19 protein-coding genes are annotated in these 18,903 nt (G+C 43.5%); 12 read left to right on the forward strand and 7 right to left on the reverse strand.

The window, feature by feature from the left end; genetic code table 11:
* Positions 1-205: 205 nt before the first annotated feature.
* Complete coding sequence (locus QL234_RS02255; protein WP_281556232.1) at positions 206-667, reverse strand: hypothetical protein; 462 nt, start codon at positions 665-667, stop codon at positions 206-208.
* A gap of 391 nt (positions 668-1,058) precedes the next feature.
* On the opposite strand from QL234_RS02255, the gene QL234_RS02260 reads away from it, so the two are divergent.
* The 9 genes from QL234_RS02260 to QL234_RS02300 all read left to right on the forward strand — a co-directional run bounded on the left by QL234_RS02260 (position 1,059) and on the right by QL234_RS02300 (position 12,790).
* Positions 1,059-1,781 carry a transporter substrate-binding domain-containing protein gene (locus tag QL234_RS02260; protein ID WP_281556233.1) on the forward strand — a complete coding sequence of 241 codons (723 nt, stop codon included), beginning with the start codon at positions 1,059-1,061 and terminating at the stop codon, positions 1,779-1,781.
* A gap of 425 nt (positions 1,782-2,206) precedes the next feature.
* A complete protein-coding gene (locus QL234_RS02265) occupies positions 2,207-4,246 on the forward strand; it encodes a hypothetical protein (RefSeq protein ID WP_281556234.1) in 2,040 nt (679 codons plus the stop codon).
* Positions 4,247-4,378: 132 nt separating this feature from the next.
* Entirely contained in the window at positions 4,379-5,323 is a 945-nt protein-coding gene (locus QL234_RS02270; protein WP_281556235.1) for a hypothetical protein, read from the forward strand.
* 89 nt (positions 5,324-5,412) lie between these two features.
* Entirely contained in the window at positions 5,413-6,483 is a 1,071-nt protein-coding gene (locus QL234_RS02275) for a Fic family protein (RefSeq protein ID WP_281556236.1), read from the forward strand.
* Between the two features lies 1 nt (position 6,484).
* Positions 6,485-10,777, forward strand: a complete 4,293-nt coding sequence (locus tag QL234_RS02280; RefSeq protein ID WP_281556237.1) for an RHS repeat-associated core domain-containing protein — start codon at positions 6,485-6,487, stop codon at positions 10,775-10,777.
* 29 nt (positions 10,778-10,806) lie between these two features.
* On the forward strand, positions 10,807-11,133 hold the full coding sequence (locus QL234_RS02285; RefSeq protein WP_281556238.1) for a hypothetical protein: 327 nt from the start codon (positions 10,807-10,809) through the stop codon (positions 11,131-11,133).
* Between the two features lie 248 nt (positions 11,134-11,381).
* Entirely contained in the window at positions 11,382-11,768 is a 387-nt protein-coding gene (locus QL234_RS02290) for a Mobile element protein (protein WP_281556239.1), read from the forward strand.
* An 87-nt stretch (positions 11,769-11,855) separates the two neighbouring features.
* Positions 11,856-12,320: a hypothetical protein gene (locus tag QL234_RS02295; RefSeq protein ID WP_281556240.1), complete on the forward strand. Its 465-nt coding sequence runs from the start codon at positions 11,856-11,858 to the stop codon at positions 12,318-12,320.
* 185 nt (positions 12,321-12,505) lie between these two features.
* Complete coding sequence (locus QL234_RS02300) at positions 12,506-12,790, forward strand: SymE family type I addiction module toxin (protein ID WP_281556241.1); 285 nt, start codon at positions 12,506-12,508, stop codon at positions 12,788-12,790.
* A gap of 235 nt (positions 12,791-13,025) precedes the next feature.
* Here the strand turns inward: QL234_RS02300 and QL234_RS02305 are convergent, their stop codons facing one another.
* Both QL234_RS02305 and QL234_RS02310 read right to left on the reverse strand, forming a co-directional pair.
* Entirely contained in the window at positions 13,026-13,370 is a 345-nt protein-coding gene (locus QL234_RS02305) for a YajD family HNH nuclease (protein WP_044832230.1), read from the reverse strand.
* A 99-nt stretch (positions 13,371-13,469) separates the two neighbouring features.
* Positions 13,470-13,607 (reverse strand): hypothetical protein, encoded by a 138-nt coding sequence (locus tag QL234_RS02310; RefSeq protein WP_281556242.1) that lies wholly within the window; start codon positions 13,605-13,607, stop codon positions 13,470-13,472.
* Positions 13,608-13,857: 250 nt separating this feature from the next.
* On the opposite strand from QL234_RS02310, the gene QL234_RS02315 reads away from it, so the two are divergent.
* Positions 13,858-14,616, forward strand: a complete 759-nt coding sequence (locus QL234_RS02315) for a transporter substrate-binding domain-containing protein (protein WP_281556243.1) — start codon at positions 13,858-13,860, stop codon at positions 14,614-14,616.
* 78 nt (positions 14,617-14,694) lie between these two features.
* Here the strand turns inward: QL234_RS02315 and QL234_RS02320 are convergent, their stop codons facing one another.
* A complete protein-coding gene (locus QL234_RS02320; protein WP_281556244.1) occupies positions 14,695-15,543 on the reverse strand; it encodes a PEP-CTERM sorting domain-containing protein in 849 nt (282 codons plus the stop codon).
* A gap of 163 nt (positions 15,544-15,706) precedes the next feature.
* On the reverse strand, positions 15,707-16,246 hold the full coding sequence (locus tag QL234_RS02325) for a class I SAM-dependent methyltransferase (RefSeq protein WP_281556245.1): 540 nt from the start codon (positions 16,244-16,246) through the stop codon (positions 15,707-15,709).
* Positions 16,247-16,376: 130 nt separating this feature from the next.
* On the opposite strand from QL234_RS02325, the gene QL234_RS02330 reads away from it, so the two are divergent.
* Complete coding sequence (locus tag QL234_RS02330; protein ID WP_281556246.1) at positions 16,377-16,700, forward strand: DUF2956 domain-containing protein; 324 nt, start codon at positions 16,377-16,379, stop codon at positions 16,698-16,700.
* Between the two features lie 166 nt (positions 16,701-16,866).
* Positions 16,867-17,046 (forward strand): hypothetical protein, encoded by a 180-nt coding sequence (locus tag QL234_RS02335; protein ID WP_274053288.1) that lies wholly within the window; start codon positions 16,867-16,869, stop codon positions 17,044-17,046.
* Positions 17,047-17,161: 115 nt separating this feature from the next.
* Here QL234_RS02335 and QL234_RS02340 read toward each other — a convergent pair whose 3' ends face one another.
* Together QL234_RS02340 and QL234_RS02345 are read right to left on the reverse strand one after the other, a co-directional pair.
* The gene (locus tag QL234_RS02340) at positions 17,162-17,878 is read right to left on the reverse strand and encodes an SGNH/GDSL hydrolase family protein (protein ID WP_281556247.1); all 717 of its coding nucleotides are present in this window, start codon (positions 17,876-17,878) and stop codon (positions 17,162-17,164) included.
* 238 nt (positions 17,879-18,116) lie between these two features.
* Positions 18,117-18,581, reverse strand: a complete 465-nt coding sequence (locus QL234_RS02345; protein WP_281556248.1) for a hypothetical protein — start codon at positions 18,579-18,581, stop codon at positions 18,117-18,119.
* Positions 18,582-18,903 lie beyond the last annotated feature (322 nt).

Below are 18,903 nucleotides of genomic sequence, written 5' to 3' on the forward strand. Positions count from 1 at the left end.
CACCCTGATTTATTATTAGTATGGTTATTAAGATTACTACCGATATTTAACAATACAAGTGATAAAGGCGGGATAGGAAGAATTGTCTTTAAATTGTGCTTTTAATTTGCTTAACCTGACTTAGTTAGCGGCAAAAAAAAGCTCCCGTTTTAGAGGAGCCTTAAAGTATGAATGAAAGAGAGATTGCTATAGCTTTGTTTCTGGTTTACAGCTGACCGGCGATCAACTGCGGCTGATAAAACTTGTGTCCCAGGGTTTGTCTAAATACCCGGGTATAACGTTTTACTTGAGTGTTTTGCGCCAGGTACTGGGCCGGAACCCGGGTGACTGTTGCGCTATAACCATAATTGCTGGCAAGACGGGTTCTTAACTGACCGGGTGTGCGTCTTTTATAGGTGTGGCCTAAGGTTCTGACATAAGTTGACTTGCCTTCATAGGCAGGGGCGAAAGTATCTGTGGCGTTGGCCCAGCCTGGCTGTCTTCTGGGTAATGGCGTTAACTGGATCACGCCGGGAATTCTTTCTACGCTTGGTTCAGCGGTTTTTGCTACTGCAAAAGTGATGGCATTTGCCGATGTAGTTTGTGCCCACTGAGGTGCTTTAGCATAACTTAAATGACTCAGGCTGGTTAAGGCTATTAATAACAGCAATGAAGTTAAGTTTTTCATAATCAATATCTCTTTCGTTATGCCAGCAATGAAGGCTAAAGCTTGTTAATTTTCGGGTTGCCAAACTTTTGACTTAAACCCTGTTTGATACTGATTGTGCATAAGTGATGCCAATAGTTTTCCTGGTTGATAAGCTTAATTTAAACAATGAGTTATACAGCTGGTTTATTGGCGCTTCGGTAGTTTTTCCCTCTGGCGAAGGGGATGGAAACCGGGAGGTTTTATTAAAAAATACTTGTTTGTATGAAGCTAAAAGAGGGTTTTTTAAACTTTCATTTAATATGGTAAGCTCAAAGCAGATTTATGTAGTTAAAGGGATGTTTTTATCTGTCTGTGTCGCAATAAAGGTATGAAAAAATTCATATACGGAATTAAAAAAGCAGTATTTTTTTTGTTATTGCTCCCCGGGCTGGTACAGGCAGATACCATTTATCTCGCGTCTTTGTCCTGGCCTCCCTATGCAGGAGAGCAGTTAAAGCAGCAGGGAGCATCGGTTGCTGTTGCCCGTGCCGCTTTTAAAGTCATGGGACATGAACTGGTGGTGGACTTTTACCCCTGGAGCCGGGCGGTAAAGCTCGCATCATATGCAAATTCTAAATATGCCGGTTATTTCCCTGAATATCGTTATACGACCAAGTTGTTTGAGTTTTCCGAGGCTATGGGCCAAGGGCCCTTAGGTTTAATGGAAAAAAGCCGGGCTCCTCTTAACTGGTCAACAGTAGAGGACTTGAAACAATATCAGCTCGGGGTGGTACAGGATTACGTTAATACCACAGAGGTAGACTTGTTGATAGCCAAGGGGGTTTTAGCAGTACAGCCGGCGGTCTCAGATGAACTTAATTTCAAAAAAGTTAATGCCGGTCGCGTCGACGGTGCAATTATTGACGTTAATGTATTTCATTATTTACTCAGGCAGCAAGAGCAAAGTAAAACCCTTGAACAGCGACTGCAAATGAATAAAAAACTTCTGGCACATAGAAAGTTATATGTGGCTTTTAATAAACATGGCCGCTCTCTCCGATGGTTAAGTATTTATAACCAGGGATTGGCTAAGATAGATGTGGAAAAAATCATGAATGGTTATTTTCAGTCGGTGAAAATTAAGGCTAATTAAAGTCCGGTGATTGCTGTCAATTATCTGTTACCAGGTGTTGTTATATTCAAATTGGCGCTAATTAAACATGCTTGCTTAATTGTTGTGAGCATCATTTCTTTTTGACTGTGGCGGCAGCAGGAGCAGCACTCGTCTAAATCTACTGTCAGCTTTGTAAAAAAATTGTTTAATTAATGTGCCTGTTACGCTACTATGCGCCGTTGAAAATTGCTATGGGTTGATAACAGATTATTTTTCATCTGCTTAACAAGAAAAACTCTTAGTTCAAATCATTTATTGTAAATCGTTGTTTGTTAAATGAGCAAAACTGCTACTTAGTTTGATATAGATTTATTCACTCCTGCATAAGGGGATAAATCGGCGTCTTTAACCCCTCGATTTGTTGTCAATCCATCACAATATTTTGTCTGTTTTAAAGGGAATCTATGAATTCTGGTTTTGCTTGCTTTATCAGGTTTGCTGTTAGTCTTTTACTTTTAAATAGCTTTGTTGCCCATGCCGCAGTGGGAACTCCCAGCATAAGTGCGCCAACCCGCAGTACAAGCGGCAGTTATAGCGTGAGCTGGAGTGCCGGCTCGGGCGATAAGCCAACACGTTATGAACTTATCGGTGAAGGGGTTTCCGGCACCCTTTATAGCGGTTCGGCAACTTATTCCCGTCGCGGTCCGTTAGCAGACGGCACTTATTATTATCGGGTGCGTGCCTGTAATGCTTCTGGTTGTAGTGGTTATTCTTCCGTAGATTCGACCCGGGTGATATTGCCTAAACCTCCCGGCACCCCTAGTATCAGCGCACCGACCAGCAGCAGTACCGGCAGTTACAGTGTTAGCTGGAGTGCCGGCTCTGGTGAAAAACCAACGAGTTATCAACTTATCGGTGAAGGTGTTTCCGGCACGCTTTATAGCGGCTCGTCCACCTACTCCCGCCGGGGACCTTTACCGGACGGCACTTATTATTACCGGGTGAAAGCATGTAATTCAGCGGGTTGTAGTGGTTATTCATCAGTAGATTCGACCCGGGTAACCCTGCCTAAACCTCCGGGAACCCCTACTATCAGTGCGCCTACCCTGAGTACGACCGGCAGTTATACCGTAAGCTGGCAGGCCGGAAGCGGCGCCACGCCGACACGTTATGAAGTGGCGGGAGAAAATATTTCCGGGCATTTTTATACCGGTACGGCAACTTCTTCAGCACGTGGCCCTTTGCCTATGGCAACTTATTATTATAAGGTCCGGGCCTGTAATGCTGCCGGTTGTAGCGGATATTCAGCCGTAGACTCTACCCGGGTTGCCTTTCCCAAGCCCGGAGTGCCGAGCATAGTGAACACTCCCGGCTCAACCAATAACGGCTACTTTACCCTTAACTGGCAAGCGGGCAGCGGTGAAACCCCAACCCGTTTTGAAGTGGCTGGCGAATATATCTCAGGTGATTTTTATTCAGGTCCGGCAACATCTTCTTATCGCGGGCCATTGGCAGACGGCTCATATTATTACAAGGTCAGGGCTTGCAGTGCCGGTGGCTGTAGTGATTACTCGTCTCCCGTGCATCAGGTTGTTGTGAAAAATACTCCGAAAAAGCCTCAGCCGCCGCAGGCTGTGCTTAACGGTACCACGATTAACCTGAGCTGGCAGCAAGAGGCCCATGCCGATAATTATAAGGTGGAAGTGAAGTTTAATGATCGTGACTGGCAGGCTGCGGATATCGGCGACTCTGCCACTTTGTTGTCCCATGCATTTACCGATATGAATCCGGGGACCCGGTTATTTCGGATTGTTGCCTGCAACGGGACTTTATGTTCAACCCCTTCGAGCGAATCAAACCGGATCAAGATATTTGAAATTCCCGGCATCCCCAGCATAGCGGATACCCCGACTATCACTCATGACGGATATTTCACCCTTAACTGGCAACCGGGCACGGGAGGCGATGCTGCTACCCGTTATGAAGTGGCCGGGGAGTATATCTCTGGCAATTTCTATTCAGGTTTAGAGACGTCTTCTCGCCGGGGACCGTTAGCCGACGGTAGTTATTATTATAAAGTCAGAGCCTGTAATGAAGGGGGTTGTAGCGAGTACTCATCTCCCGTTACTCAGGTAAAGGTATTGCATTCCCCCGGCGTGCCTGCAGCGCCGCTTGCTGAACTCGATGGCAGTAATCTTCGGCTTAGCTGGCAGCAGGTTGACCATGCCGATAACTATAAAGTGGAAGTGAAGTTTAATGATCGTGACTGGCAGTTGGTAGAGATAGGCAGTTCGGCTGCGGATCTTTCAAACCCTACTATGTCGCACCTATTTACTGATGTTAACCCGGGAACGCGATTGTTTAGGGTAACTGCCTGTAACGGGGCTTTGTGTTCATTGCCATCCCCTGAGTCGAACCGCACAAAAATTGATGAGCAGGGCAATAATATCGAGAAAGTGGTGACGGAATTGCTCGGTACACCTGTTGTTTCGGGGGGGAATTGATGCCTGTTCATTTTTACGAAGTTAATGGAAAGATAATTTTAGAGAAGCCGCTACAAAACTGGCGGCAAGATAATAAAGAATTTACAGCTAAAGCGTCGCTGGTATATAGCGGCTTCGAGGACTTTTTCAAGTATGAAAAATAAAATTAAAAACACCTGGTTAAGTCCGGGGATCGGATTGTTATTAGCTGTTACTGGTGCTCCAGTATTAGCTGCGGGTAAACTTATAACATTAGAGGTGAATAACGATGTTGCCACTTTTGCTATTGATGAACCCAAAAAACAGGCACCACTGGGGTGTGTAACAGGTGATGCCGCAGCATGGGCTGTTTCTACGACTGCTAAGGATGGAATATATCCATTATTATCCATAGCGCAGCAAATGGAACAACCTATTGAAGTAACCCAAGGTAGTGAGTGCTTATCTGGCGTAGAAAAACCGGAAATGGTTAATATCCTTTATCAAGCGGCCGGAGAAAACAAGCCGGTGGTTTCTTCAGGGCTTAAGTTTATTGCTCGTAGCCAAGTGATAGTAGCAGAAGGCGTAATGGCATCGGTTAAGTTTAGTCTTAAAGATAGTTCTGGCGGAGTTATTGTTAAAGGTGCAAGTCAGTCAGAAGGGTATTATCTTGCTGATTTTGAACAATTAACTGTCGGAGATTATAGTCTGACCACCATTGTTACCACGGGTGATAATGGTGAAGTGGCTGAAGATACCGTTGATTTTCATGTTATCGGCTATGCCGACCGGGCTTATCAGGATAGTGATGGCAATTTATATCTCCGTTTGCCTGAAAGTTATGGCAGTAAGTTACTGAAACTGAGTTTGGTAAACGGCTCTTGGGCAATTAGTGAAATTACTCAAGACGAATGGAGTTTATTAGCACTGTCAATAAGTGCTTTTTCTTTCGAGACGGGTGAGTTTTCTATGGATGAATTTGATGATGTTCGTTTGCTCAACACCGCCACTTCAGATGAAACCTTAATTGAATACGGGGCAACTCTTGCTTTAGGAGATGCGGAAATTATCTATATTTATGATGACTTTGGCCGCTTAAAGCAAGTGATCACCAAATAGTAAAAATAAACCGGGGATAACCGCTTGCTCTACTGGCTGAGATCCCTATAAGTAATTTTTATTGTCTCGTTTGCATAGGCTAACCAACTATGAGTCAAAAACTAGAAACTGACACTAATAAAGATATACCTGACAGGCAATCGCTTATTTGCCTGTCAGAGCCTTTTGTTATTCCCTGGTTAAAACCGCAACAACAGGGTATCCAGCTTAATGCATTCAGTTTACAGCATTTTCTTTACCGCTATCTTTGTGGTGGTGAGTCTATGCGTTCATTTAGGAAGCTCTCTCGTAAACAACTGGCGTTAGTGACTTCTGGAGCTAATTACTTTAATGCGGATGTGCTTAGCTTAAATAAGGAAATAACTCAATTTAGTAAAGCAGTTGATATTTTTTCAAAGAATTCCTTTTCTATTGAGACTCTGAAGCAAGCCCATTCTTGCTTTTCTGTTAAGAATGCCGGTTGTTTTAGAACAACAGCTGGCTGGATAGGAAAAAGTGCTGATGAATCTGATTATATGCTTCCGGTACAGCCGGATGAAATGGTCAAATATCTTGATAACTTAGCTCAGTGTTTGCAATTAGAGCATATTGAAAGTTATCAAAAAGCCGTGATTGCTTATGTGCAGCTATTAAAGATACACCCCTTTGCCGATGTTAACGGCAGGACTGCTCGGGCGTTAATGTTCAGCTTACTTAAACGTGATGCTATTCCGCCGGTGTTTTTTAGATATTTAAGCTCAAGAGACTGCTATCTCCATAGCGCCAATACGCTAGGCCTGAATGACTTGTCACAGCCTGAACATAGCTTTTGGCAGCAGGCTTACCTGTTGGGGGGGGCAATAGAAGAAGAAGTTTGCTCATTAGTGGAAAAAGTACAAAGTTCTTTGGTATCAGCCACAGCTTTGACCGGTATTAATGCCGATAGCCAGGCACTGCTTAACTACTTGTGGCAACAACCTCTTGTTACCGAAAAAGTCATCTCAGCAAAATTAAATATGACAACTGCCTCGGCCACCAGTGCCATCAAACAATTAATCAATTGCCGGGTATTAATCCCAAGACAAATCAGCAGCATCAGTACAGAAGTTGTTTTTGAATGTCATGCCGTGATGAAACTCTATCAGGCGATTGAAAGTAAATTATTTAAGGTAAAAAAATAAAATGAAGTTTAGTAAATTAAAAACCGCATTGTTTTGCGGCTTAATGACAGGGCAGGTGACTTACCAGCCGGTAGATGAACCGTTTCTTGATGATGAAGAAACGTCTGCTGTATCAGCTGGTTGGGGCTGGGGGATCGTTACTGTTTCTGCTAATTCCTTTACCTGTCCTGAAGGTGCTGATGAAAGTGCTTGCCATGCCGCAGAAGAGAGGTGGATTGCGACACAAAGGGCAGAAGAAGAAAATAGCACTGAGCTCATTACAGTTGTAGGACAGAGAATAAATGGCCCTGATTTTTCTGAATATAATGAATTCACTCGGTCAGCATTAGGGGTACTTCTTGCTAGTTTGTCTTATGATCTATACGGTGAACCTGAAGAAAGTGACAACCATGAAAGTGATCAAAAATTATGTGGCAACCCAGTTGATTATCGCACTGGGTTAAAGGTTGAAACATTTACCGATTATATGGCTGCCGGGTTTAACCCTTTGGGAGTAAAAAGAACTTATAGCACTGAAAATTCAAGATGGCACACCGAGCCACAATTCGTATTCGGAAAAGATTGGAAGTCGTCATATGATTTAGCGATGAAAGTCTCCTCTCATAGTACCACGCTTGGGCAGCCTGCAATTTTCCTTTATAGAAGCGATGCAGATGATATTACGCTTGTATCTGGCGATGGAGTTAATTATTACGATACCAGGGATGATTTGAGAGAAACCGTCTTAGTTGTCCAGGGTAATAAATATATATATGAAAATGCTATAGGTAATAGAGAAACTTATTTGGAAGATGGGCGGTTAATTCAGCTCGAATATAAAGATGGCACCACCCATACTTACCATTATCCAGATGATTCCCGACAGTTTGATAAAGTATCCCATAGCTCAGGTCGTTATCTTAGTTTTTATTGGGCTGAGGGACGTGTTTCACGGGTGCTTGATCAAGCTTTAAATGAATATAGCTATAGTTATAATGAAGATGGTCGGTTAAGTAAGGTAACTTATCCTGATGGCGATAGTGTAAGTTATCATTACACTGTTTCAGAACCTAATGGTATTACTAATATTGTTTTATCTGGAGTTAGTTATAACGACAAGCAATATTCCTGGTTTGAATATAATCACCCTAACTATGCAAAATATGTCACCAGCTCAAAGCATGCAAATGATATTGATAAGTATACTTTTGAATATGTAAGGTGGAATTCAGACCGGAGAATAATCCAAACGACTATCACGAATCCTTTAGGTCATAAATCCGTACATGATTTTGATGAAGAATATGGCGGGGAAGAGTTAGTCACGAACCTGGCAAGTGCTAACTGCCCTGCGATGACAACGACAAAAACCTTTGATCGTTATGGTTATATTAAGAAGGAAGTAGATGTTAATGGTAATATCACCCTTTTTGATTACGATAATGAAGGGACTTTAAACGGAAAAACAATTGCATCTGGTACCCCGGAAGAGTATACACTCACTTATGAATGGGATGCCGACTCAGGTCAAATCCTTAAAGAAACTGGCCCAAATACGGTTAAAACCTATCAGTATAACGATCGAAATATGACAACCCTCATGACCTTGGCGTCAAATGGTAATGATGGGCAGCCGATTAAAACGATCACTCAGCTGAAATATGATTATGAATTTCATGATAATGGGTTGCCTAAAAAAATAACCACTACTAATGCTAAAGGTGAAATCACCCTAAGAAACTATAACTCTTTTGGTGATTTAACCTCGCAAACCGACGGTTACGGCGGCACGGTTACTTTTGAAAATTATGATGCCCATGGCCGGGTTGGAAAGGTTACTACGGTAGAAGGTCTGGTGAAAACGTATACTTATACGTTAAGAGGCCAAGTTGCATCTATGAAGGAGCATGCTGTTGATGCTGGTATTACCCGTTCTTTTAGCTATGAATATAATGTTAAGGGACAAATAACCAAAGAAACTATGCCTGATGGTAGTTATACCACCTATACCTATGACGATGCTTATCGCCTAATCAAAAAAAGCCAGAGTAATGGCTATGGGGCCAGCTACACTTTAGATAACATGGGTAATATCTTGTCTGAAAGCTTGATAGAACCGATGACACAAGCTGAAATCGAGGCTGTTGCCGATAGCGGAGAAGCTGCTACGACAAAAGTGGTGTTAACCACTACCAATACTTATGATGAATTAGGTCGTAAATTAACGGCAGCTGTTGATAATATTAAATACGGCTATAGCTATGATAACTTAGGCAATATTGTCAAGCAGACTACGCCAACAGGTGAGTATTCATATACTTATGATGCTTTAAGTAGGCCTCTAGAAACGACTGATGCAGTAAATTCTGAGATGACTAAAGTTTATAACGCTTTTGGTTTGTCTAGTGTTACAGGCAGTAGCAATCAGGTAACTGACTTTTCGCTTGATGCTTTTGGTAATAAGTTATCTGAAAACAGTCCGGATAGAGGTCTTACCGAATATACCTATGATATGGATACGTTAAGTATCAGTACTGAAACCACTGCAAATGGTGCAGTCATTACTTATACCGATAGTTTATCGGCAAACACGTTAATCAGAACAAAGCAGGTAGGCAATAGAAAGCAAGAAATACACACCTCTGCGCAAGGTTTGATTAAATATTTTAGTGATGATAGCGGTGAAACGAATATTAGTTATAACTCATTGCTAATGCCGACACGACAGGTGAGTAAGATTTTATCGGAAGGCACAGAAACAAGTTATACCACTCACTGGGAATATGATTCTTTTGGCCGCATAAAAGGGCTTACTTACAGTGACGGTAGTTCATTAAGTTATAGTTACGATGCTCATGGTCAACCTAGTGCTATTACCGCAACTATTAATGCTGTGGAAATACCTGTTCTTAGCGAGTTGAGTGTAAATGTTTGGGGTGCAGTTAATAGTTTCAAGTATGGCAATGGCATTAACCGTACTCTGACATATAACAGTAATGGTCTGGTGCACACCATTGACTCAACTGGGGTGCAAAGTTTAACTTACACAGATACTTATGACCTTGGGCAAATCAATAAAATCACAAATAATATTGATGGCAGGATATCAACAAGCAATATGTCATATATCAATGGGCGACTAGGCTTTTATCAAAACGGCTCAGAAAGCAAACAAATTAGTCATGATGGTTCTGGTAACCGGAAAACGTTAAAAACGATATCGAGCGAGAACCTTCCCGAAATTACTTACAATTATGAAACTGGCAGTAACCGTTTAATCAGTGAAGTGAGTAGTGGTGAGACCTTAACTTATAGTTATGATAATGCAGGTAATGTGGTTAAACGTGCTAGTACAAATAATCAGTCAGCGGCAAAAATGATAAAATATAATGCAAGCTATGAATATAATGCCATAGGGCAGCGGGTGATTAAGCGCGTAGGCAATGAAGATAGCATGACAGAAACGCATTTTATTTATGATCTTCAAGGTAAGTTATTATCAGAAGGGCATAATAAACATTACATTTATAATGGTAATGATATCGTTGCTTTAATCCAGGATGGACAGTTGTATTATGTTCATAATGACCATCTTGGCCGGCCGGAAGTAATTACTGATAGTAATAAAGAAATAGTATGGTTGGCAGATCTGGCACCTTTTGATAGCAGGGTAGTACACAGTCAGATTGGAGAGTTTAATATTGGTTTCCCGGGGCAGTATTATGATAGTGAAAAGGATTCTTGGTATAACATGTTTCGGGATTATGATGCTAAGACGGGAAGGTATCTACAGTCGGATCCTTTGGGGTTGGGAGGTGGAATAAATACTTATGCCTATGTGGGGGGGAATCCTGTAAATGCATATGACCCGTTTGGCTTGGAAATTCAGTTTGCTATTGGTGTAGGGTACGGCAGTCACTATGCTCTCGCTGGTGTTGAACAAACATTCACGATAGGTGTTTCACTCGATTGGAATCCAGGTAACTGGCAGGTCTTTGCGCAGCAGACAAATGCTGCAGGTATTGGTCCTGGGTTTTATATTGGAGCTGATTTCATTGGTGCTGGTAGCGTTAGTGATGGTCCTTTAACTCCCGGTTATTCAAATGATACTATGGCAACGTTTGCGCTTGATGGTGGAGAGGTACTGGCATGCGGGGTGGCAGTTGATTTTGACACAAATGGAGTTGGCGGTCTGGGAGGAATGGTAAAAGGTGGCCCGGGAGTCGGTGCTCGAGCGCTTTTTGGAGTTAGGCAAATTAATACATGGGCATCTCCGACTTTCAAAGATTACTTACGAGAGGTTATTTTTAACTAACTTTTTATATATTTGATAGGAATAGAGTTTTGAGTAATTTTTTTAATATTAAATTTATTTTATATATTACAGGGCTTGTTTGTTATTTTTTTACTTATTATAACTACATCAATGAAATGGGAGCTTATACATATACTTTAATTGTTTTTTTCTTATCATTGCCTGTTATGTATTCAGGTCTTATTAAAGCAGAAATGAAGGTTGATGGTATTTGGGTTTTAAAAAAAGTAGGAGTTTTTTTGTTTGCTTTTTTAATTGTATTTAGTAAGCAAAGAGAAGACATTATTAGGGCAATATTAGATTCAATTTTAATTGCATTTTTCTTTTTGGCTTTTTTGAAATTAAAAAAAATATAGGTAAAAGTAATAGTTAAAACAAAACAAAAAGGGACCCCTCTAAATTGGATTAACTGAAAATCGCGGTCTAGGCTTTAATTTAAGAGTTTATTTACTCGGAGGTTAAAGGCTAGACCCGTGCCCGTAAACATCAAGTTTGTTTAGAAGAAACGCCTTACTATCACTGCATTTGCCGCTGTGTTCGTAGGGCGTTTTTGTGTGGGGAGGATAACAGTACCGGGCAGAATTTTGACCATCGAAAGCAATGGTTGGTAGATAAAATAACCCAGTTGGCCTCAGTCTTTGCTATTGATATTTGCGCCTACGCCATCATGGGTAATCACTATTATTTGGTGCTCAGGGTAAATAAACACCAAGCTCAGCAGTGGGATAGTCGAGAAGTGGCGTTACGCTGGATGCAGCTGTTTAAAGGGCACCCGCTGGTAGACCGATATTTGTCAGATGTTAAAACTACTCAGGCGGAAAAAGATAAGGCGCTTGAGCTGATTGAAAAATGGCGTAATCGTTTATTTGAACTGGGCTGGTTTATGCGTTGTTTAAATGAACATGTCGCGGTGCAGGCGAATAAGGAAGATAACTGCAAAGGCCGCTTCTATTCGTTACCATCCCTGGAACTCCCCCTTCGGGCCAGCTAAAGCTGTTCTAATTTTTTCCTGAAAAATTAGTGGGAAGGATGTTTTAAGTCCCAGGCTCTGCTTGATGATACCGCTTTGCTGGCCTGTATGGCCTATGTTGATTTGAATCCTGTACGGGCGGCGATAGCACAGACCCCGGAGGAGTCGGATTTCACCAGTATTCAGCAGCGGATAAAAGCGCTGGCTGGTGCAAAAAAAGCTCAACAGTTACAGCCCGCTAAAATATTACCCTTTACCGGTTATAAACCCCATGGCAAACCGGGTTCGGGTTTGCCATTTAAATTATTCGATTATTTAAATCTGGTGGAATATACCGGGCGCTGTGTCAGAGAAGATAAACGCGGTTTTATCCCGCCAGATATCAAGCCCTTATTTACCCGTTTAAACATTAATGAACAAGACTGGCTGGACGTCGTTAAAGATTTTAACCGCCACTTCATTAGCGCCGCCGGTAGCCCTGAAAAACTAAGCCGGTGGGCGGAGAAAACCGGTAGAAAATGGTGCGCTACCCATCAATCGCTACATCTCTATAGCAACCTTTATACTGAATAGCTATATAGGCTGATAACGCATCCAGTGTTGTTGATTTATCCAGCATTTTAGTCTATGAATTAACAGGTGATCTCTTACCAAAGGAGGTACTTAAAAGCCGTTATGAATTGAAAATCAGGCGCTATCCCCGAGTGCTGGAACACCCGGAGACAGCTAACCAAAACGAACTTATACAGGAGTCCGTCATGGCTGAATATAATCATACGCCAGAGCATTGTTTTGCAAAAGTAAAATATCCTGCCTATCGGCAGCTTACCGTACTGGAAACCACCTGCGAGTCGTCATTGAAAACCCGCGGTATAGGCATTAATTATGTGCCGGTTAACCTTGAGCCTTGCATTGTGCTCAGGGGAAAATGGCTGGGACAAGCCGGGTTTGCTATTGGGCAAAAGGTGAGTGTCGTGATTAATCAGGATGAAATTACCCTCTGTCCTCAACAGGCTGATATCGGCCGGTCACGCGAGAAATAACCTAACGTAAGGCATCAGAGCCAAGCCACTGCAGTTGAGCTAAGTCGTAGTGGCTTTCTTTGCGGGGTTGAGTTCAGAAGGAATAGTTCTTCTGCTGAACCTGGGCAGATAAACGTGGCTTTGCTAAGCCTGTTTCCCTTACTGAAAGTAGCGGATTAAGCAAGGGTTATGACAACCGCTATCTTAGCGCTACGTATAGATAGCGGTTGCGCTTCACTTTAATACCTGAATCGTCTTATTTCTTCAGCATAGATTTTAAATCGGCAAAAGGATTAAACGTTGCCGCTTCGTGGTTATTTTCTCCTGCGACCACTTCGGTTTTGTACTGGGCATGATCGGTATATTTGGCGTGTTCGTTGTCGTGACAATAAATACACAATAATTCCCAGTTACTGCCATCGTTGGGGTTATTGGTATGATCATGGTCGATATGGTGAACGGTTAACTCTTTGAGGTTGGAATATACGAATTCACGGGCACAACGGCCGCAAACCCAAGGGTACAATTTAAGTGCCCTGTCCCGGTATCCCTGCTCTTTGCGTTTGTAATCCGGGCTGGTGCCAAACTTATCTGATGACATGGTAGTTGCTTATGCTATGGTTGATTGCCCCATTGTAGAGGCAAGTGTATTTGATGGCAAATACTTGCCCCGGCCTCTGCTTTTATTGGCTTTCCTTTGCTAGCCTTTACCGGGATCTGTCCTGGTAAATTCTTCTATACACTCGCCGGCACTTGATTGCTGGTATTGCTCCAGTAATTGGTTAAACTCCTTCATTTCTTCTATGCTGGCATCTTGCTGATAAATCCTTTCTGACAACAGTTTGATCCGGCTAATCTCATCAGAAACCATAATAAATACCCAAGTTATTATTTTGATATAACTGAGTTAAGTATTGTGGAATATTTTCATAAGGCCAAAAGTTATGTGATTTTCCCGGCCTTTATCAACGCTATTTTTATTTTATATGAATCTAAGGCATGATAATGGGGTATAGTGCTGCTCTATAACAGCTGCCGGGTGCAGTTAGCCGTTGAACTTACCCGATGAGGTTAATCGTGGGAAATTTATGAAAAGTTGTCTTATCTTCCCTGTAAAATCAGGCGTATTCCTGTTGTTGTTCTGCTTTTTTTCTTTACACGCACAAAATTTGCGTTTCGTCGCCGAAGAATTGCCGCCGTTTCATTTTACCAATGAGCATAACCGGCCTGATGGTGCTCTGGTTGAACTTACCCGGGCACTGTTATCTCAGGCTGGCTTGAAAGGGGATATTGAGCTGGTGCCGTTTGCCCGCGCCTATAAGGTCACTAAAAATACAGAGAATACCTTTTTACTGTCCTTGCTGAAAACCCCGGTCAGGGAGGAAAGCTTCAAATGGGTAGGGCAAAGTTATAAAACCCGGGCTTTTCTGGTAGGACTGAAAAGCCGTGGGGATATTAAGCTCAATACCCTTGATAATGCCAAAGCCTATAATGTCGGCACCATACGGGGCTATTATTCAGAAACTTTTCTTAAACAGGCGGGGTTTAAGGAAAAGCAAAACCTGTCATTAAGTGTCAAATACGAGCATATGTGGCAGATGTTGTTTAAGGGGCGTATTGATTTGGTACTGACCAACTTTATTGCCCTGGAGCAGGAAATTGCCAGTATAGGTTTAAATGCCGGGGATATCGGTCAATATATCCAGGTAAAGGACTTCCCCGATGAACTCTATTTTGCCACCGGGCTGAAAACCCGGAATGAACTGGTGGAGCAGTTAAGGGCGGCGCTAATAACCCTTAAAAGTAATGGCCGCTACCAGAAAATCCTGGAGAAATGGCAATTGTAAGCCGTAAGACTCCGGCTGCCCTGAATTGTTATCAGTCGCTCACCGGAGTTTTTATCTTAGTGTATTGTTAAACCGGGGTTAGCTTAAGCTGTTTTTTCTGTGGCCAAAAGAGAGCAGGCTAAGTGCTAGCCCCAGCATGCCCAAACTTGTCGGTTCAGGCACATCAACCGGGGTGCTGGCGGCAGAGGCGGCAACCAATTTGCTATCATCTTCAAAGTTTAAGCTCAGGGTATTCCAGGCGTCGGCATAGCCGTTTCTGGACTTGGCTTTCATTGAGGCTACCACAAAGAAGTTTTCTCCCGGTTGCAGATCAAAGCTCAGGCTGTCGAGGTTGTTAACATCGATGCCGCTGTTGATATATAAAGTGGTTTTGTCTTTTTCCATATCAGAGGCCAGCTCATAATACAGGGTGGCTATATCTGTGCTCCACTCCAGCGAGTCACCGATGAAAATTGCAACATCAGCTCTTAGGCTGTTATTGCTGTAACCGTCGTTGTTATTGCTCCCGACCGAGCCGTGTAAATTTATATCCAGATCTATAGTGGTGGCTTCGGTGCCTGTGTAGGTATAGCGCTGCATGGCAAAGGCTTCTGCGTTGCCGCCTTTTTGCTCATCGGAAGAGGCCTGAACTTTGAGTGCCGGCAGGTACGAACTGCCGTCAAGTGCGGCATAGGCCTGGGAGTAGCCATAACTGATTTCGCTGGCATAAGCGCTGTCATTTGATAGTCCGCCATCATGGGTATTAATAATATCGCCGCCGTTGGCTGTGGTGCAAGCGCTGGAGCAGTTACTGGCGGTGTAGCCGCCGGCGTAGGCGCCGTAATCAGTTATCAGGCTGGCCTGGGCGGTAAATGAGATAGCACCGGATAAGATTAGGATTGCAGAGGCTTTTTTGATAAAAGGTAATGATTTGATTTGATTGGTCATTTTTTCTAGTCCATTGTTGAAAAATTAAAATCGCCGCGTTTGAGCAATAAACGGGCCTAAAAAACAAATCAGATATAAAACAGGCGTTTAAATTTCTTGTTTGATCCAGATCAAATGGCAAAAAATGATACCTGTAAAATTAATGGACACTAAGTTGTTGATTTTATAAGCGATAAAGATAAACCGGTGAGCGGTAAAAATCATTCAATTGCAGGGTTGTTGTTGGCGTCAGCGTCGGGCAGGCAAAATTATTGCTGATGATATAGTGTAAATGGTGTTGCTCGGCTGCCAGTTTGCCGGCTATCGCCTTCATCGCGCCGGGATATAAATAACACACCAGTACCGAGGCCGAGTTCAGCTTTGCCGTTAAAAAGTCCGCCCGCTTCAGGGTTAAGTTGTCCAGTCTGAAGATAAGTTTCAGCGCATATGCCGTCAGGTACGGGACCCAAGATAATTCATAGCCGGTAATTTTCCGGTCGGGAAAGGTTTTTGCGGCGGCAACCACAAAATGCCCCCAGCCACTGCCAAAGTCGACAATTTCACCTTTGCCGGTGTCTTTGCACAGTTCAAGCATCGCTTCTCGGGCTTTCCCTGAGCTGGGCATGGGAGAGATCCCTACGGCAAGCGTGCTGTAGATAATGGACAAGGCCATCAGGATAAAAAAGCTCAGCAGTAAAATTTCAAACAGCGACATAACAGGCATTAAAACGTTTTTCCTTAGGATATCAGATGCTCGGGGGATTTAATAATGTGTATAATATCCGCCAACAAACGGGCCTGTTGATTTTTGTTTAACCATCAAGCCAAACCAGATCAGGAAAAGGAAAAAAGCCATGGCTCCAAAAGCCTCTGCCGAAGTGCAACAGGAAGCGATGCGTATCGCCAAAGCGACACAGAAACCCGGGCAAACCAAAGAGCAGACCAAACTTATCAGCCAGGGGATCGAGAAAGGCATTGCCGAGTATAAAAAGCAGCAAAAAGCCAAAGGCAGGGCCCGGGATAAACAAAAAAAGCAGGAAATAAAGGCGAAGCACAAAGCGGCGGCCGATCAGGCGGCGCAGGTGACTGTTGAAGATAAAGCGGTAACTCCGGTATTGCCCTGGCTGTTATTGGGGCTTAGCTGGGCCGGTTTTGCCGGTTATTTATTGCTTGGTTAAATCCCGGCCGGCTATGGTTTTAAGCCAAAGTGCCGAGCTTTAATGATATTACTGGCAATATCTTACGAAAAATAGCGATTTTTTCTTGCTTATCCTGGACTAAGGCATATAAATGCCGGGATATGGTCTAGACTGGGTTATAGGCACTCAGGCAAGGACGCATGAAATGAAGAAAATTTCCGAGGCACTGGTTAAAACCTGGTTATTCCTGCTCAAAACCGACGACCCCGAATTAAAAAAATCCAAATATTACGCCAATAAACGCATACTGAGAACCTTTGGTAGCGTTGAGGTGGCTGAGATCTACCTGGAACAATTACGCGAAGAAGAAATCGACATTGTTTAGCTGAGCCGGTGCCGCGCCCAGGTTTTCCCGGGCGAGAGCTGGCTCGGGCTTGCTGTTACCCGGGAGTGCTTGCTCCCGGTTATTGCTGTCAAGAGGATAAGGCGGCCGTTATGGCTTAGCCTATATCTGCGGCTTGTTGCTGTATTAGTTTAGCGGCCTGTTGTCCCCACCAGGCATAATACTTCTCTCCCGGGTGAAAGCCGTCTTCGGCAATCAACTCCGGGTTTATCTCCACCCGGGCTTTTAATAAAAAGCAATCTTTTTGCCTGGCCAGCCATTGGCTGAGTTTATCGTTAAGGCGTTTGGCCCGGGCGCCGAGATACCAGCGCAGCGGTTGCGGCAGGGCCGGAAACAGGTGCATAGGGGGCACGGCGGAAAAAATTATCGATTTTGCCGAAAACTTTTCTTTGAGCAGCGCCACTAATGTTCTGTGGGCCTGCTGGCAACGTCTCATTGAGGTATTGGCGGTGACATCATTGACCCCGAGAGAAATCATAACGACATCGAATTCTTTTGCCGGCAGCTCGGTTAAGGTGGAGATGGTAGAGTCGGTTGAAGCGCCGCTGGTGGCGATTAACTGCCAGTGGGTATTAAATTCCGGGGTCAGGTGCTGTAATATTTGCCCGGTTAATGCCTGAGACTGGGTGGCCACCCCGACACCGGCGGCAGCAGAATCTCCTAAGATCATCAAGCGTAATTTTTTCTTGCCATCACCGACAGTGCCGGTGCGTTCACCTTCTGCTTCCGGCAGCTCCAGGGTGTTCTTTCTGACAAAGTAGCCCTGGGTAAAAAGCAGCGGCGCCATGGCAAAAGAGATGATTTTATATGCCATGTATACACTCCCTGTTGTTATTCTTTAAAGATGTTTATTGATTATAGAGCCCAATGATCAGAGTTGTTAAAGCGATAGCGATTAAAGGCAGTGACTTAGTCCATCTATCTTTCTTAATCTTGTATATAGAGAGTTAACTATCCTTATCTGCAGCGTTTTAGTATATCTAACTCTCTATAAAACAAAATAAAAATTTATAGATTAACTCAATTAACCGGAAAAGCTTTCTCCGGGGAGCTTATGACCAGTGCTGAATACGTTGCAGCGCCAGCTGCTGGCGTTTGCTGACATCTCCCGAGCACCAGTCAAAGTTAATTTCGGCCCAGTTTGGATCCCGGCTATCCAACCCCAGCAGCTCAAGGTAGTGATGTTCCACGACCAGATACTGGTTTTTATAGGGTAAGATAAAACCACCCTGTGCTTTTTGCTGTAAACCGGCTTCTTTATAGCTGGCGCACCAGAGGTTTAACAAGGTGGAGCACTGGGGTTTATACCAGAAGGTGCCATAATCCCGGCAAGATGAACCTTCGAGAACTTCACGGGCATGGTCCCAGTGGCGAAAACCGTATTTGCGGGCGATCACTAACTGGCTGTCTTTGAGGCGGGGAGGGCGACCATTGCTCAGGGCAGCATCAGCCTTGCCGGCGTGCGCTTTATGGTATTTTTTCGCCTGGATTTTCAGTTCTTCAATGGGTGATAACATATATCTTTCCTAAAGTATTTATTGTTTCCCGCCGAACAAATATTCAGGTTTGATTATGTCTTTATCTTATTGCTTAAGCGATATCAGGGTGAGATCCTCTTGGCGGGTCAGGCGTCCCTACAGCCTGTAGCGTGATTATGGCGCATGACCGGCTTGAATACAATAGTGTTTTTTGTTTCCCTCTGCCTGGCATCGCGGGCTTATTCTCAACAGCATAAGAAAAGACGTATAAGCACTGGTATAAACACTAAGATAAGAACTAAGGGTAAGAAAAGGTTAACCTTTTGTTCATGGTTACGTCATCCGCTGTTCATTTATTAAC

This window comes from Thalassomonas sp. RHCl1 (assembly GCF_947387555.1).
Classification (GTDB): Bacteria; Pseudomonadota; Gammaproteobacteria; order Enterobacterales; family Alteromonadaceae; genus Thalassomonas.